Origin of the sequence: Seongchinamella sediminis, assembly GCF_003457605.1 — a bacterium.
Lineage (GTDB): Bacteria > Pseudomonadota > Gammaproteobacteria > Pseudomonadales > Halieaceae > Halioglobus > Halioglobus sediminis.
Window position 1 is genome coordinate 99615 of sequence record NZ_QRAN01000006.1, and the last position, 14788, is coordinate 114402.

At 64.1% G+C, this 14788-nt stretch carries 12 protein-coding genes; 8 read left to right on the top strand and 4 right to left on the bottom strand.

All coding sequences use genetic code 11. From position 1 onward, the window contains the following. Positions 1 to 135: 135 nt before the first annotated feature. Positions 136 to 1578: a coniferyl aldehyde dehydrogenase gene (locus DWB85_RS07415; RefSeq protein WP_117953580.1), complete on the top strand. Its 1443-nt coding sequence runs from the start codon at positions 136 to 138 to the stop codon at positions 1576 to 1578. 84 nt (positions 1579 to 1662) lie between these two features. On the opposite strand, the gene DWB85_RS07420 is transcribed toward DWB85_RS07415, so the two are convergent. After that, positions 1663 to 2427: a DUF2189 domain-containing protein gene (locus DWB85_RS07420; RefSeq protein WP_117953581.1), complete on the bottom strand. Its 765-nt coding sequence runs from the start codon at positions 2425 to 2427 to the stop codon at positions 1663 to 1665. A gap of 266 nt (positions 2428 to 2693) precedes the next feature. Between DWB85_RS07420 and DWB85_RS07425 the strand changes: the two genes are divergently transcribed. Continuing rightward, on the top strand, positions 2694 to 4568 hold the full coding sequence (locus tag DWB85_RS07425) for a propionyl-CoA synthetase (protein WP_117953582.1): 1875 nt from the start codon (positions 2694 to 2696) through the stop codon (positions 4566 to 4568). Here the strand turns inward: DWB85_RS07425 and amrA are convergent. Both amrA and amrB read right to left on the bottom strand, forming a co-directional pair. Further along, positions 4513 to 5118 carry an AmmeMemoRadiSam system protein A gene (gene amrA / locus DWB85_RS07430; RefSeq protein ID WP_117953583.1) on the bottom strand — a complete coding sequence of 202 codons (606 nt, stop codon included), beginning with the start codon at positions 5116 to 5118 and terminating at the stop codon, positions 4513 to 4515. The genes DWB85_RS07425 and amrA overlap by 56 nt on opposite strands. Beyond that, positions 5096 to 5890 (bottom strand): AmmeMemoRadiSam system protein B, encoded by a 795-nt coding sequence (gene amrB, locus DWB85_RS07435; RefSeq protein ID WP_117953584.1) that lies wholly within the window; start codon positions 5888 to 5890, stop codon positions 5096 to 5098. Before amrB ends, amrA begins: the two co-directional genes overlap by 23 nt. Positions 5891 to 5956: 66 nt before the next feature. Between amrB and amrS the strand changes: the two genes are divergently transcribed. Then, positions 5957 to 7045, top strand: coding sequence for an AmmeMemoRadiSam system radical SAM enzyme (amrS, locus tag DWB85_RS07440; protein ID WP_117953585.1), 1089 nt, complete (start codon positions 5957 to 5959; stop codon positions 7043 to 7045). 276 nt (positions 7046 to 7321) lie between these two features. After that, positions 7322 to 8860, top strand: a complete 1539-nt coding sequence (locus tag DWB85_RS07445; RefSeq protein ID WP_117953586.1) for a phospholipase D-like domain-containing protein — start codon at positions 7322 to 7324, stop codon at positions 8858 to 8860. A gap of 44 nt (positions 8861 to 8904) precedes the next feature. Here DWB85_RS07445 and DWB85_RS07450 read toward each other — a convergent pair whose 3' ends face one another. After that, positions 8905 to 11382 (bottom strand): GcvT family protein, encoded by a 2478-nt coding sequence (locus tag DWB85_RS07450; protein ID WP_117953587.1) that lies wholly within the window; start codon positions 11380 to 11382, stop codon positions 8905 to 8907. A gap of 271 nt (positions 11383 to 11653) precedes the next feature. Here DWB85_RS07450 and DWB85_RS07455 point away from each other — a divergent pair, with 271 nt between their 5' ends. From DWB85_RS07455 to DWB85_RS07470, 4 genes are all read left to right on the top strand, one after another. Next, a complete protein-coding gene (locus tag DWB85_RS07455; RefSeq protein ID WP_117953588.1) occupies positions 11654 to 12478 on the top strand; it encodes a class I SAM-dependent methyltransferase in 825 nt (274 codons plus the stop codon). A gap of 1 nt (position 12479) precedes the next feature. Then, entirely contained in the window at positions 12480 to 12851 is a 372-nt protein-coding gene (locus tag DWB85_RS07460; RefSeq protein WP_117953589.1) for an outer membrane protein assembly factor BamE, read from the top strand. Continuing rightward, the gene (locus tag DWB85_RS07465) at positions 12851 to 13438 is read left to right on the top strand and encodes a hypothetical protein (RefSeq protein WP_117953590.1); all 588 of its coding nucleotides are present in this window, start codon (positions 12851 to 12853) and stop codon (positions 13436 to 13438) included. The genes DWB85_RS07460 and DWB85_RS07465 overlap by 1 nt, the downstream gene beginning before the upstream one ends. Before the next feature lie 88 nt (positions 13439 to 13526). After that, positions 13527 to 14750, top strand: a complete 1224-nt coding sequence (locus tag DWB85_RS07470) for a saccharopine dehydrogenase family protein (RefSeq protein ID WP_117953591.1) — start codon at positions 13527 to 13529, stop codon at positions 14748 to 14750. The last annotated feature ends 38 nt before the right edge of the window (positions 14751 to 14788 follow it).

Sequence of the window (14788 nt, forward strand, 5' to 3'; positions counted from 1 at the left end):
AAATCGACCCCGCTGGCTCACCCGAAACTGACCTGAAATGACCGCTGTGCATGCGTAATATGTCAAGTTTATCCGGTGGCAACAGGCGTACACTGTGTGCTTACCCTTTGTAAGCCCGAACAGTGAGGCCACCCAATGACTGCTGCCCAACAAGCCGCCGCCAACGATACCGCCGCCATGCTCCGCGACCAGTTTGAACTGCAGCGCCGGGAGTACCTTGCGGCACCCAACCCGGATTACCAGCAGCGCAAGCAGGATCTGCTTAACCTGAAGGCGCTGGTTGCCGATAACATGGAGGCCATCCTCGAGGCGATCAGCGCTGACTATGGTAATCGTTCCCGCCACGAGAGTCAGTTTGCCGAGATTATCTCGGTTACCGATGGCATCAACGACACCATCAAGCACCTGAAGAAATGGATGAAGGTGCAGAAGCGGCACGTGGATATCACCATGTTTCCCGGCGGCAAGAACCGGGTCATTCCCCAGCCACTGGGTGTGGTGGGCATGATTGTGCCCTGGAACTTCCCGGTCAACCTGTCGTTCATGCCGCTGGCGGCGGCCTTTGCCGCGGGCAACCGGGCCATGGTCAAGATGTCGGAGAACTCGATTAATTTGACCCGGCTGTTGATGGAGCTGTCGCCGAAGTATTTTGCCGCCGACAAACTGCGCTTTTTCGAGGAGACCGGTGGCGTCGGTATTGAGTTCTCCCGGATTCCCTTCGACCTGCTGGTGTTTACCGGTTCCGGCCAGACCGGCAGGGCGGTGATGGCCTCTGCCGCCCAGAATCTCACTCCTGTGGTGCTGGAACTCGGCGGCAAGGCGCCGGCGGTGATCGACCCGAATTACAACCTGAAAAAGGCGGTGGAGCGGATTCTGTTTGTAAAGCAGTTCAACGCTGGCCAGATCTGCACCAACGTGGACTACGTCTTTGTGCATGAGAGCCAGCGCGAGGAATTCATTTCGCTGGCCAGGGCCTACGTGGCAAAGCACTGCCCCGATATCGAACACGTCGACTACACCTCGATCATCGACGATCGCTCCATGCAGCGCATGGCGGATACGCTTGCCGACGCGCAGGAGAAGGGCGCCACCATCGTCAATCTCTGTGGTGAGCAGCAGCCGAATTTCGAGACCCGCAAGTTCCCGCTGCACCTGGTGCTCGACACCACCGAGGACATGACCATCCGCAACCGCGAAACCTTCGGTCCGCTGTTGATGGTGATGACCTACCAGGATCACCAGGAAGTGATCGACTACATCAACAGCAAGGATCGGCCGCTGGCCCTGTACCCCTTCACCAACGACCACATACTGTCCGACAGGTATATCGAGCGGGTGATGTCGGGCGGCGTTACGGTCAACGACGCCCTGTTCCATGTGGCCCAGCACGACATTCCCTTTGGCGGGGTAGGTCCCAGTGGCATGGGTCACTACCACGGCCGTGAGGGTTTTGTGACCTTCTCCAAGATGCGTCCAGTCTACTACCAGCCGGGCTTCACCTCGATGCAGTTCCTGCGTCCGCCCTATGGCAGGTTCGCGACCCGGGTATTCGATACCCTGGCCAAAATGAAGAGCTGATTGCCCGTTCTGGAGAGATGGGTTGAGGGCACCACCGGGTGCCCTCGTCAGGGCCAGCCCAGGTAGTGTGAACAGGCCCTGGTTCTATTCCTCCTCCACCGTATCCCGGTAGGCGTACCAGGTCGCATGTCCCAGCAGGGGCACTACCAGCACCATCCCCCACAGGCGGGTCCCGAAACCAAAGGCCACCAGGCTGATGATCAACGCCGCCCAGATGACCATCGCCGGGAGGTCACGCGCCGCGACCCTCAGGCTCATGCGCACGGCGATACCGGGTTCGACGTGGCGATCGATCATCATCGGTACACTGACCACCGACAGCAGGAAAACTACCGTGGAAACTGCGGCAAAGGCCAGTCCGTAAGCCAGCAGGTGGGCGCTGCTCAACTCCGCGACCACATTGCCCCACACCGTGGCTTCGATGGCCGGGGCGATGGAGCCCACGGTGGTGTACAGCGCCAGTGCCGCCACGCTAAAGCCCGCCAGGGCGACAAAGAGCAGCACCTCGGCCAGGCCCAGCAGGTGGCGGCGATTGCGGCGGATGGCCTCCAGCGAGTCCTGGAAGTTGCTGCTTTCGCCGTGGTCCCGGCGCCGGGCGAGTTCGCAAACGCCAGCAGTTATGACCGGGCCCACCACCAGGAACGCGCAGACCGCGGCGGCGATATACAGGGGGTGCTCCTGGTAGTTGAGTATCATCGCCCCCAGTAGCGCCACCAGCGCGCCGTAGGCCAGGCTGGGACCGAGGCTGTGCATCATGCTGTCCCAGCCGGCGGCGAGCCAGATAAAGGGGCGCGATGGGGGTACGCGGTGAACGGGGTAAAGATCGAGAGGGTGATGTGACGCAGCCATAATAGTACCTCCTGTGCGGAATAGGTCCCGCAACGTTGCTGCTCCAGGGTCGAGGCATGGCGCAGGTTAACTCAGGCCACTATGGGGACGAGCCACACCTGCGCCGATGTCCCGGCCTGCAGGTTCTCTGTCTGTTAGGCAGTATAGACCGGCATAAGTTTCCCGCCTCTTGTATCCGCTTCAGGCAGCTACCACCATGGTCGTATTGCCACAGCCATGGCCTAGCGGTTATTTTCATCACAGTGATCACAGAACTGGGTACCCCTATGAGCAATCTCTCTCTCTGGCAGCAAGCGGCGCAGGACATCCACTGGTACCGGGCGCCCGAATGCGTGCTGGACGACAGTAACCCGCCGTTTTACCGCTGGTATGCCGACGGCGTCACCAACGCCTGTTACAACGCCCTGGACCTGCACGTTGAGCAGGGCCGGGGTGAGCAGGACGCGCTGATTTACGACAGCCCGGTGACCGCTACCAAGCGCCGCTATACCTATGCGCAATTGCTGGACGAGGTAGCCCGGTTTGCGGGGGTGCTGGCGGCCCGGGCCGTCAGCAAAGGCGACCGGGTGATTATTTATATGCCCATGGTGCCGGAGGCGCTCATCGCCATGCTGGCCTGCGCCAGGCTGGGCGCGATTCACTCGGTGGTGTTTGGCGGCTTTGCCAGCAATGAGCTCGCCGTCCGTATTGATGATGCCACCCCGAAAGTGATCGTCTCCGCCAGCTGTGGCGTCGAGCCCACGCGCATCGTGCCCTACAAGCCATTGCTGGATGCGGCCATCGATCTCGCTGACCACAAGCCCGGCAGCTGCATTATCCTGCAGCGTCCCATGCAGCAGGCGGAGCTGCAGGAAGGGCGCGACCTGGACTGGGACACAGCGATGGCGTCCGCCGAGCCGGCGGACTGCGTGCCGGTGGCGGCCAACGACCCGCTGTATATCCTGTATACCTCCGGTACTACCGGCCAGCCCAAGGGCGTGGTGCGCGATACCGGCGGCAGCATAGTTGCCCTCAAGTGGAGCATGAAAAACGTTTACGATACCAGGCCCGGCGACGTCTACTGGGCGGCCTCCGACGTGGGTTGGGTGGTGGGCCATTCCTACATTGTTTACGGCCCCCTGTTCAATGGCAGCACCACGGTGATTTATGAGGGCAAACCGGTGGGTACGCCGGACCCGGGGGCGTTCTGGCGGGTGATCGCCGAGTACCAGGTGAAGGTCATGTTCACCGCCCCCACCGCCTTCCGCGCGATCAAGAAAGAGGATCCGGAAGGCAAGTACCTGCAGCAATACGACCTCAGCGGCCTGCAGTCCCTGTTCCTGGCGGGTGAGCGCTGCGACCCCAATACCCTGGCCTGGGCCCAGGACAAGCTGGGCGTACCGGTGATAGACCACTGGTGGCAAACAGAGACCGGCTGGCCCATTTGCTCCAACTGCCTGGGCATCGAGCTGCTGCCGATAGTCCCCGGCTCACCGGCCAGGGCGGTACCCGGCTACGATGTCCAGGTGCTGGATGAAGACGGCGCGCAGATGGCCGCTGGCGACATTGGCGCGCTGGTGGTCAAGCAGCCATTGCCTCCGGGCACCTTTACCACCCTGTGGAATGCCGAGGACCGCTATATCAGCGCCTACTTCAGTCGTTACCCGGGGTATTACGAAACCGGTGACGCCGGTTACATCGACGATAACGGCTACATCTTTGTGATGGCCCGCACCGACGATGTCATCAATGTCGCGGGGCACCGGCTGTCGACTGGCGCCATGGAGGAAGTACTGGCAGACCACCCGGACGTGGCGGAGTGTGCGGTGGTTGGTGTGGCCGACTCCATGAAGGGCCAGCTGCCGCTGGGCCTGCTGGTGCTCAACGCCGGCGTCGATCGCCCCGCCGAGGAGATCATCAACGAGAGCATCCAGCATATGCGGGACCGCATCGGCCCGGTGGCGGCATTCAAGCTGTGCGCGGTGGTGGACCGGCTACCCAAGACCCGCTCCGGCAAGATCCTGCGCGGCACCATGCGCAGTATCGCCGATGGTGAACCCTGGAACATGCCGGCCACGATTGATGACCCGGTCATCCTCGAGGAGATTACCGCGACCCTGCGCGAGCTGGGCTACGCGGCCCCGTCAGCGGAGGCTCACTGAAGTTGCAGCTGGTATAGCGACTGCAGGCCAGTTCGTCGGACCAGTAGTCCGCCGGCAGCCCGGCCTTGGCCAGCAGCTGGGACAGGAACTGCGAGCGGTCTGGCAGCTGTTCCCAGACAGAGGGCAGGAAGGTGGCCCGGCGCTCGCCCTCGGCGATCACCAGGCCGTCTATCCCCGGCTGCAACTGGGCCAGCAGCGAGGACCTGTCGCTTGCTGCCAGCGGCAGGGGGGGACTCAGCACCGCAATTGAAATGGTGACCAGCTCCACCTCGCCCGCCTGCAGCGCAGGGAAGCGGGGGTCGCGGAACGCCGCGCCCGCGGCGCAATCGGCAACGGTGATCGGCAGTGGCTGGCGGGCTTCCAGCTGGCCAATGCAGCCGCGCAGTTCACCGTGCTTTTTCAGGGTGACAAATACGCCGCAACATTGCCCGAGCCCCGCCTCAGCCGTTATCTCCGGCGGTGGCTGATGTCCGGAAATTGCCTGCCGGGCAAGGGCCAGCAGCCGCTGCCTTGCTGCTAGGCCCAGTTCAGTGGAGACTGAATGCGCCATAACCTACCACCCGCTGGCGATCGCCGCCGGCATCTGCGGAGTTGCGGTAATCCAGCAACTGGCGCTGCAGTGTGCCGCCCCTGGCACTGGCCAGCAGGCCGTTGATGGGCCTGGCACCGCAGGCATCGCTGCCCCTGAGCTCACAGTCGCCCGCGAGAATGCGCCGGCAGGAATCCAGGTCGTGGCGCCTGGCGCTGTCAGAGGGCTGGAAGTGGGAGAGGTCGGAACTCACTACCAGCAGTGTCCCGGGATCGCGCCACAGGCTGTCTACCAGGGTAGCCACCGTGGCTGCCGGGCAATCCCCGACCACGACCGGTAACAGCGTAAAATCGCCCAGGACGCATTGCAGAAAGGGCAGCTGAACTTCCAGGGCATGCTCCTGCCGGTGGGCCTCGTCGTTACGGCATACCCCGGGCAGGGCCAGCGCCTGTGCAATGCCCCCCAGGTCAAGCGGCACATCGCCGAGGGGGGTGGCGAAAGCGCTTGTCGACGGGACCGCCATCCCCTGCAGGTAAACCCGATGCGCCGGTCCCAGCAGGATGACCCGATGCACGCTGTCGGCACGGCTTTCCAGCTGCCGGTAGGCCGCGGCGGCGGTGGCGCCGGAATAGATATACCCGGCGTGGGGCACGATGAGCGCCCGCGGTGGCGGCGGGGCAGGGGGCGGCGCCTGGGCCAGCAGGGTTGCCACATCGTGCTGCAGTTGCGCCGCATCCGCGGGGTAGAAACTGCCCGCCACCGCCGGCGGCCGTACATCGGGCCGGAGGTTCATGGGGAACTGAATCGCGTTAAAGCTGCCATACTTGAATAATGGCTCTTCCGGTTCAATTTACAAGTGATGAACGCGACCATTGTTAGCACGGAGTACTGGCACCCGCTGGCAGACGGGCAACTGCAGTGCGACCTGTGCCCGCGCCACTGCAAATTGCAGGAGGGACAGCGCGGCCTGTGCTATGTGCGCCAGCGCCTGGATGGTGAAATCAAGCTGGTCAGTTACGGCCGCTCCAGCGGTTTCTGCATTGACCCCATCGAGAAAAAACCGCTAAACCACTTTTACCCGGGCAGCCGGGTGCTGTCCTTCGGTACAGCCGGCTGCAACCTGGCCTGCAAGTTCTGTCAGAACTGGGACATGAGCAAGTCGCGGCACATGGATACCCTGGCGGATGCCGCCTCGCCGCAACAGCTCGCGCGCACCGCGCTGGCAAGCGGCTGCAGCAGTGTCGCCTTCACCTACAACGACCCGGTGATATTTTTCGAGTACGCGGTGGATGTGGCCGCCGCCTGCCGCGAGGTCGGGGTCAAAACCGTTGCGGTGACCGCCGGCTACATCGACCCGGCGCCGCGCGCAGTGTTTTTCCGCGCGATGGACGCCGCTAATGTCGACCTCAAGGCATTCAGCGATGGGTTCTATTACCGGATCTGCGGCGGCCGCCTGGCGCCGGTGCTGGATACCCTGCGGTTCATCCGCCATGAAACCGATACCTGGCTGGAGCTGACCACCCTGCTGATTCCCGGAGAAAACGACAGCGACGCGGAAATCGACGCCATGAGCCGCTGGGTCGTCGCCGAGCTGGGGCCGGACGTGCCCATGCACTTCACCGCCTTTCACCCGGACTGGAAAATGCCTGACCACGCCCCCACTCCGGCTGCCACCCTGCTGCGGGCGCGGGATATCGCCCGGGCCAATGGCGTCCACTATGCCTATACCGGCAATGTGCGCGACCGGCGCGGCGGCAGCAGCTGGTGCCACCGCTGCGGCCAGTTGTTGATAGAACGCAATGGCTACCAGCTGGGGGCCTGGGGGCTTGATGCCAAGGCCTGCTGCAGTGGCTGCGGCGAAGCGCTGGCGGGGCACTTCAGTGCGCAAGCGGGCAATAGCCTTGAGCGGTCCACCCGGGTGCGGATCCTGGACGCATCTGATCTGTAATGAGCGGTAATTGAGGGTTTACGGGCCCTTTGATACAACTGACGCTGGGTGTTGAGTCAATGGAGCCGGTCATGTCCTGGTTCAAAAACAGAAACTTTGAAGTCGATGAGATCGCCGTGGCCAAGGCATTTTGTGCGGTATGCCTGGCTATCGCCCTCTTTAGCTACCTGTAGCCGCGAGGCCGACACGGGCGGCGCCCGGGCCTTGCATCCCGCCGTCACTGGGCTACAGTGATCACGTGTCCCCTGGCAGGATGAGAGCCAGACTCCAGCGAATGTGAAGATCGACCCCAGACCCTTAGGGCGAAACCTGCGGCAGCTGCTCCCCGGTTTTTGTGCCCTGTTCCTGCTCGTTGCCTGCGCCAGCCCGGTGCAGCGGGTCGAGCTTCCTGTCGAGCAATCCTATGCTCCCTCGGCGGACCGCTTCTGGCAGCACCTTGCCGGGCACAGCCCGCGGGAATGGTTTCATCTCCTCAATACCCATGAAGAGGCCTACGACTGGCGCATTACCCTGATTGACAGCGCCCATGAATCCATCGAGCTGGAAACCTTCCTGTGGAAGCCGGATTTCAGCGGGGCCGCCTTCGTCAGTCACCTGTTGGCGGCGGCCGACCGCGGCGTGCGTGTCCGCCTGCTGCTGGACGATTCCTTTACCGCCCGGGAGGACCAGATTCTGCGTCACCTCGATGCCCACCCCGGCATCAGCCTGCGCCTGTACAACCCCTATGCCTACCGGGTGCCGGACATGGCCGGCAGGGCCCTGATCAATGCGGGCGACTTTAACCGGGTCAATCACCGCATGCACAACAAAACCCTGATTATTGATGGCTGGGCGGTGATTGTCGGCGGGCGCAACCTCGCGGACGAATATTTCGGCCTCCACCGGGACTACAACTTCCGCGACATGGAGGTGCTGGCCATGGGTGCCAGCGTCGCCCAGGTAAGCGCGCATTTCGACCGCTTCTGGAACAGCGGCTGGTCGATACCCATTGCGCAACTGCTGGGGGCGGCGTCCAGCGAGGCGGACCTGCGACAGCTGCGGGCCGAACTGGCGGCGCTTGCCGGCCCCGTTACCTCGGCCGGCGAGGATGAACTGGCCGCTCGCTGGGAGCAGGTGGCGAAACACGCCGTCTCCGGGGCTGCGTTGTTTATGTCCGACGACCCGGCCGCCGATAATCCCGCGGCGCAAGCGGACCGCCCCGACCAGCTGGCGGCTGAAATCCGCCAGGCCATCGACGGCACCGACAGCGAGTTGATTGCCATCAGCGCCTATCTGGTGCCCACCGAGGCGCTGGAATCCACGCTGGAGGCGGCGGTAGACCGTGGGGTGCGGGTTCGCCTGCTCACCAACTCCATGCGCTCCAACAACCACTTGTCGGCGCACGCGGCTTACGGCAAGCACATTCGTGATTTGCTGGAGGCGGGTGTGGAACTGTACGAAGTGCGCGCCGATGCCCACGACCGCGAGCGCTATATGCAGGGACCGGTCGCCGACAAGAAACTGGGGCTGCATGCCAAATTCCTGCTGCTGGACCAGGACCGGGTGTTTATCGGCAGCAGCAATCTCGACCCGCGCTCCCTGCAGCTCAACACCGAGGTCGGGCTGATGATTCACAGCGCCGCGCTCAACGGCAAGTTACGCGCGGCGATCGCCGACGACTTCCTGCCCCAGAACAGCTGGTCGGTTGCCCTGGAGGAGGGGCGACTCAGCTGGCGCAACGACAGCGAGGTCCGCTATCACTCACCCTCGGACTCGGTGTTCCAGCAGCTGGAAAGCTGGTTCTTCGGCCTGCTGCCGATTGACTCGCAGATGTAGCCGCTGCGATTAAAGTGTTTCTCCCCACCCTGGCCATTCGCTGGTCAGGCCTTTATCCGCGCCATCGCCGGATCATAGAGAGGTTTGAGCGAGCAGCGGCAGGGGTAGCGCAGCCCGGCGATATCGATCTCCCAGTGTCCGCTTTGCAGGTACTGCAGGTCGACGGTCTCCCCGGGCTCTATCATCGCCAGGCCGACCGCCCCGCCCAGGGTGTGGCCATAGCTGCCGGCGCGCACATAGCCCACCGCGATATCGTCGCGGTAGATCACCTCCGCCTGCCACAGCAGCGGTTCCGGGTCCTCCACCAGGACCTGCACCAGGCGTCGCTGGCTTGGCCCCGCCGCCTGTTGCCGGGCGGCAGCCTGCTGGCCGATAAAGCCGCCGGGTTTGTCCAGGGCCACGGCGAAACCCAGGCCGACGGCAAAGGCGTCGTCGGTGTTGTCGATGTCGTGACCGTAGTCGCGATAGCCCTTCTCCAGCCGCAGGCTGCCCAGGGCCCGGAGGCCGGCGTGTACCAGGCCATGATTGGCGCCCTCCGCCACCAGCCGGTCGTAGACGTTAACGGCCTGGTCGCTGGCGATGTACAGCTCGTAGCCCAGCTCACCGGCGTAGGTGATGCGGATGCACAGCGCCCGGCCGTAGCCGATATCGATGTCCCGGGCGCAGCGAAAGGGGAAGGCCTCATTGCCGAGGTCGGCGGAAGTGACCGCCTGCAGCAGCGCCCGGCTGCGGGGGCCCTGGATATTTATCTGGGTCATGCCGGCGGTGATATCGGTGATCACCGCGAACTCCCCGTCGCCGATGTGGCGCCGCATCCAGGTCTCGGCGTGGCGATGCATGGTATCGGTCACCACCACCAGGAACTTGTCCTCGGCCAGCTTGGTCACGGTGAGATCCGCTTCCAGCAGGCCGGCGTCATTGAGCCACTGGGTGTAGGTGATAACGCCGGTCGCGCCGTTAACCCGGTTGGCGCTGATGCGCTCCAGCACAGTGCCGGCATCGCGGCCCTGGACCAGGAACTTGGACATGATGCTCATGTCCATAAGGACCACATTCTCGCGGCAGGCGCGGTGTTCCCGTTCCCAGTAGGGCCACCAGTGCATACGGCCGAAGGAAAGCTCGCCCGGTGCCGCTTCCACACCCGGAGGCGCATACCAGCTGGGCGCTTCCCAGCCGCTGGCCTCGCTGAAGCAGGCGCCGGCGGCCACCAGCCGCTCATGCAGGGCCGAGCGCCTGGCGTTGCGGGCGGTTGCGGGTGCTTTGGTGGGATAGTGGCACTTGTATACCGTGCCCAGTGCTTCCACCGCCCGATCGCGGCGATAATCGGGATTGCCCTGGTAGGGGTGGAAGCGGTCGATGTTAAAGCCGGTGACGTCAACATCCGGGCGGCCGTTGAGTATCCAGTGGGCCATGATCCTGCCCAGGCCGCCGGCAGACAGGATGCCGATGGAATTGAGGCCGGCGGCGACAAAGTAGTTGTCCAGTTCCGGCGCCTCGCCGACGATGGGAGCCAGGTCGGGGGTGAAGCTCTCGGGGCCGCAAAAAAACTTTTTGATGCCGCTCTTCAGGCTGATGGGCACCCGGCTCATGGCGCTTTCGAGAAACGGCGTCATCCGCCCCCAGTCCGGCGCCAGTTCACCGAAAGAAAAGTTGTCGGGAATTCCCTCAACCCGCCACGGCGCGGCAACCGGCTCGAACAGGCCCACCATCAGGCCGCCGACTTCTTCCCGGTAATAGCCGTAATTGGCGGGGTCCTCCAGCACTGGCCACTGCCTGCTGATGCCTGCCACTGGTTCGGTAATCAGGTAGTAATGCTCCGCTGCCTGGTTGGGTATAAGCACGCCGTGTTGTTCGCCCAGCTGTCGCGCCCACATCCCGGCACAGTTCACCACGTACTCACAGGCAATGTCTCCCCGGTCGGTGGTCACCCCGGTGACGCGGCCCCGGTGGCGATTTATGCCGGTAACCGCGACTCCGGTGATCAGGGTCGCGCCCTGCATCCTGGCGCCTCTGGCCAGGGCCATGGTGACATCCACCGGGTTCACCCTGCCATCGTCCTCGACGTAAAAGCCCGCCAGCACATCGTCTACCCGGGCCAGGGGAAACAGCTCCTGTACTTCCCGTGCGGAGAGCTCGTGCACATCCACCCCGCAGTAGCGATTGAAGGCCGACACCCGGCGGTATTCCTCCAGCCGGCCTCTGTCGGTGGCCAGTTCGATGAAACCGCAGTGATTGATGCCGGTGGCCTGGCCGGTCTCCGCCTCCAGCCTGGCGTACAGCGCCTTGGAATACTTGCGCATCTCGGTGGCGGTCTCCGACAGGCTGCCGTAGGTGACCATCAGGCCCGCCGCATGCCAGGTGGTGCCCGAGGTAATCTCGTCCCGCTCCAGCAGGACCACATCGTCGCAGCCCATGTGGGCCAGGTGATAGGCGATGGAGGTGCCGATAATGCCGCCGCCAATGACGACCACGCGGGCGCTGGACGGCAGGTTGTTGCTGCTGGTGGTGCGCGCGTCGCTCATGGCGGCAAGGGCCCCTTATTGTTCTATAACCGGTGTCGGCGATGCCCCATGTTAACGGCGGTGTGCGATGCTGCCTAGCTGCAACTGCTCGTGTCTATCCGCATTGTCAGCAGTGCCTTGTGAACAGGTCCTAATATCCCTGCTCGCTCAGGGTGGTTAGCATCAGCAAGAACTAGTATGGTTGGGCGGCCCGGGAAGCGCATCGCACCGACAGGCGGTGCCGATGAAAGCCCTGTGCCACATTTACCTAACAGCCTTACAGGATTAACCGATGAAGAAAGTTTTAGCCCTGGTCTCCGCCCTGGTACTCCCCTCCATGGTGCAGGCCGATGTCGCGTCACTGGAAGCGGCGGTCGCCGGCAAGCACCGCACCGAAGCCTATGTGGCCAGGGATGAGTACCGCAACCCGGTCAAGACCCTGTCATTGTTTGACGTGGAGCCCGATCACACCGTGGTCGAGGTGTGGCCAGGCGGTGGTTGGTACACTGAAATCCTGGCGCCTTACCTGAAGGACCGGGGGCAACTGATTGCCGCCCACTACGACAGCAGCGATGAGCAGGCGAGCTATCGTCCCGGCTCGCGGGAGCGCTTTGAGAAAAAGCTGGCCGCTAACCCCGATGTCTACGGCCAGGTCAAGGTGACCTCACTGATGTTCGACGAAACCAGCGATGAGCTGGTCATGGCTGCCGCGGCCAGTAACTCGGTGGACCGGGTGCTGACCTTCCGTAACGCCCACGGCTGGTTCGCCCTGGGCACCATGGACGCCGCCCTGGCCCACTTCTTCGATATTCTCAAGCCCGGGGGCAAGTTGGGGCTGGTCCAGCACCAGGCGGACCCGGAGCAGGACTGGATGTCGCGCAATATCGGCTATGTCGGTCGCGATTATGTCGTCGGGGCCGCCGTGAAGGCGGGCTTCGAGCTGGAGGCCGAGGGTTTCTTCAACCGCAACCCGCTGGATAACAAACGCTACGAAGTGGGTGTCTGGAAGTTGCCCCCGACCCTGCATAAGCTCGAAACCGATGCGGAAAAAGCACCTTACCTGGCCATCGGGGAAAGCGATCGCATGACCCTGGTATTCAGCAAGCCCGTGGAGTGATATGAACAAATCCTTCGGTGCAGCCCTGCTGCTGCTGGCGGTGACGGTGCTGGCCAGTGGCTGCGCCCAGTACGAGAACAAGCGCGGCGTACTGGCCAGGTGGCAGGATGTATCCGGGCATAAGCTGGTCGCCGGCGAGACCACGCGCCAGCAAGTGCTGGACACCCTGGGTCCACCCTCGCAGCTCATCGCGCTGGGGGATGAAACGGTGCTCTACTACCTGTTTGAGCGCTCCCGGGGCGAGGGCCTGGTGTTGATTGTCTACAATCAGTTCAAGGTCGATACCCGCTACGACCGGGCGATCTTTTTCTTCGACGCCAACGACCGGCTCACTAATCACGCCACCGACTTTGCCGCCGCGGAAGCGCCCTGATGCAGTTACAGCGGCCGCTGCTGTTGCTGTGTTGCCTGTTGGCCGGCTGCAGCCGGCTGCACTACCAGCTGGGCCCGCCGCTGGATGATGCCAGTGCCGGCACTGCGGCCGGGATCAGCGATGTCGCCGGGGCCCTGGCCCGCTTCGGTCCGCCCCAGCGGGTGGCAGCCATCGCCGATGGCTATGTGCTGGCCTGGGAACACTGGCGGATTTCGGAAACCGCGCTGGGAGTGAGCCTTGGCCCGCTGGGCGTCGACGCCTTGTCGGTGGACTGGGGCCGGGCGCGGCTGGCCGGCGATTTCCTGGTCATGCGCTTCGACCGCCAGCATCGGGCCAGCAACCACAGCTTTTCCCGCTGGGACGAGCACGCCGGTGGCGGCTCCGCGCTGCAGCCCTCTGTCGGGGTGGTGGATATCGTTGATGTCAACGACCTGCTGAGCCCGATGCCCCAGCATCGCTGGGGTGCCACCTGGCTGCAGGAACTGCCGCAACTGCTCAACAGCGCCAACAGCCCGGACTCCGGCGCCAGCGCCCTGGAGCAGCGGGGCACCCCGGTTGCCGCCGGCCAGCGCAGCCTGGGACAGTAAGCGGCAACCCCGTTAGCGGCTGTTGTCGCCCCTGGAGAGGCTGTAGACTACTGACCCGCAGCGGTTAAGCAACTACAGCGAGGCAGAGATGAGCAAGGCAACACGGGACTACGAGATCGTTCTCTGGGGCGCCACCGGTTTTACCGGGGCACTGGTGGCCCGTCACCTCGCCGACAACTACGGCGACGACCTGGACTGGGCCCTGGCCGGGCGCAATATGAACAAGCTGCGGGCGCTGCGTGATTCACTGGGTATGCCCGACCTGCCGGTGATCCAGGCCGATAGCGCTGACCGGGAATCCCTGGGCGCGATGTCGGCCAGCACCCGGGTCATCTGCACCACGGTCGGGCCCTATGCCCTTTACGGTGACGAACTGCTGGCCGCCTGCGCCGCGACCGGCACCCACTACTGCGACCTGACCGGCGAAGTACAGTGGATGGCCCGCACCATCGCCCGCTACCTGGCACCGGCCCGCGACAGCGGTGCCCGTATCGTGCACACCTGCGGCTTTGATTCCATTCCTACCGATCTCGGCACCTGGTACCTGCAGGAGCAGATGTTCGAGCGCTACGGCGAGTACGCCGATGTGGTGAAGTCACGGGTGGGGGATTTCAGCGGCGGCGCGAGTGGCGGCACCATCGCCAGCATGTTGCAGATGCTGGAGGAGGCCGGTAACGACCCGGCTGTGCGCGAGGCCCTGGCCAATCCCTACTCGCTCAACCCGGACGGCGAGCAGTGGGGCCCCGATGAGGTCGACAGCAACCTGCCGCAGTACGATCGCGACCTGGGCCAGTGGACGGCGCCGTTTGTGATGGCGGCGATCAATACCCGGGTGGTGCGCCGCAGTAATGCCCTGGCTGGCTACCCCTGGGGCGTCGACTTCCGCGTCGATGAGCGCCTGCTGACCGGTCATGGGTTAATAGGTAAAGCCCGGGCCGCCGCGATCGGTATCGGCAGTGGCCTGACCCCGCTGGCTATGGGCCTGAAACCCCTGCGCAGGATGGCCGGCCGGGTACTGCCAGCGCCGGGGGAGGGGCCCAGCCCGGAGGAGCAGCGCCGCGGGCACTTCGAGTTGTTCCTGCACGGCCGTAATCTCGCCAGTGACAAGGCCCTCACGGTGCGGGTCAGGGGTGATCGCGATCCCGGCTATGGCGCTACCTCGCGCATGCTGGGGGAGGCCGCGGTCTGCCTGGCGCGCGATGAGCTGGACTGCCCCGGCGGTCTGTGGACCCCGGCGACCGCCATGGCGGGCCTGCTGGTGGAACGGCTGCAGGCCAAGGCCGGCGTCAGTTTCGAGGTGGTGGACGGCTGAGAAAACCGGTCGAGCGCCGGGTTTTGCCCGGCGCCGCG

Bases quoted from the DNA above. Each gene is read 5' to 3' on its own strand.
- DWB85_RS07450 (WP_117953587.1), bottom strand. From the start codon at position 11,382: ATGAGCGACGCGCGCACCACCAGCAGCAACAACCTGCCGTCCAGCGCC.
- amrA (WP_117953583.1), bottom strand. From the start codon at position 5,118: ATGGCGCATTCAGTCTCCACTGAACTGGGCCTAGCAGCAAGGCAGCGG.
- DWB85_RS07415 (WP_117953580.1), top strand. From the start codon at position 136: ATGACTGCTGCCCAACAAGCCGCCGCCAACGATACCGCCGCCATGCTC.
- DWB85_RS07455 (WP_117953588.1), top strand. From the start codon at position 11,654: ATGAAGAAAGTTTTAGCCCTGGTCTCCGCCCTGGTACTCCCCTCCATG.
- DWB85_RS07470 (WP_117953591.1), top strand. From the start codon at position 13,527: ATGAGCAAGGCAACACGGGACTACGAGATCGTTCTCTGGGGCGCCACC.
- DWB85_RS07465 (WP_117953590.1), top strand. From the start codon at position 12,851: ATGCAGTTACAGCGGCCGCTGCTGTTGCTGTGTTGCCTGTTGGCCGGC.
- amrB (WP_117953584.1), bottom strand. From the start codon at position 5,890: ATGAACCTCCGGCCCGATGTACGGCCGCCGGCGGTGGCGGGCAGTTTC.
- DWB85_RS07460 (WP_117953589.1), top strand. From the start codon at position 12,480: ATGAACAAATCCTTCGGTGCAGCCCTGCTGCTGCTGGCGGTGACGGTG.
- amrS (WP_117953585.1), top strand. From the start codon at position 5,957: ATGAACGCGACCATTGTTAGCACGGAGTACTGGCACCCGCTGGCAGAC.
- DWB85_RS07420 (WP_117953581.1), bottom strand. From the start codon at position 2,427: ATGGCTGCGTCACATCACCCTCTCGATCTTTACCCCGTTCACCGCGTA.
- DWB85_RS07425 (WP_117953582.1), top strand. From the start codon at position 2,694: ATGAGCAATCTCTCTCTCTGGCAGCAAGCGGCGCAGGACATCCACTGG.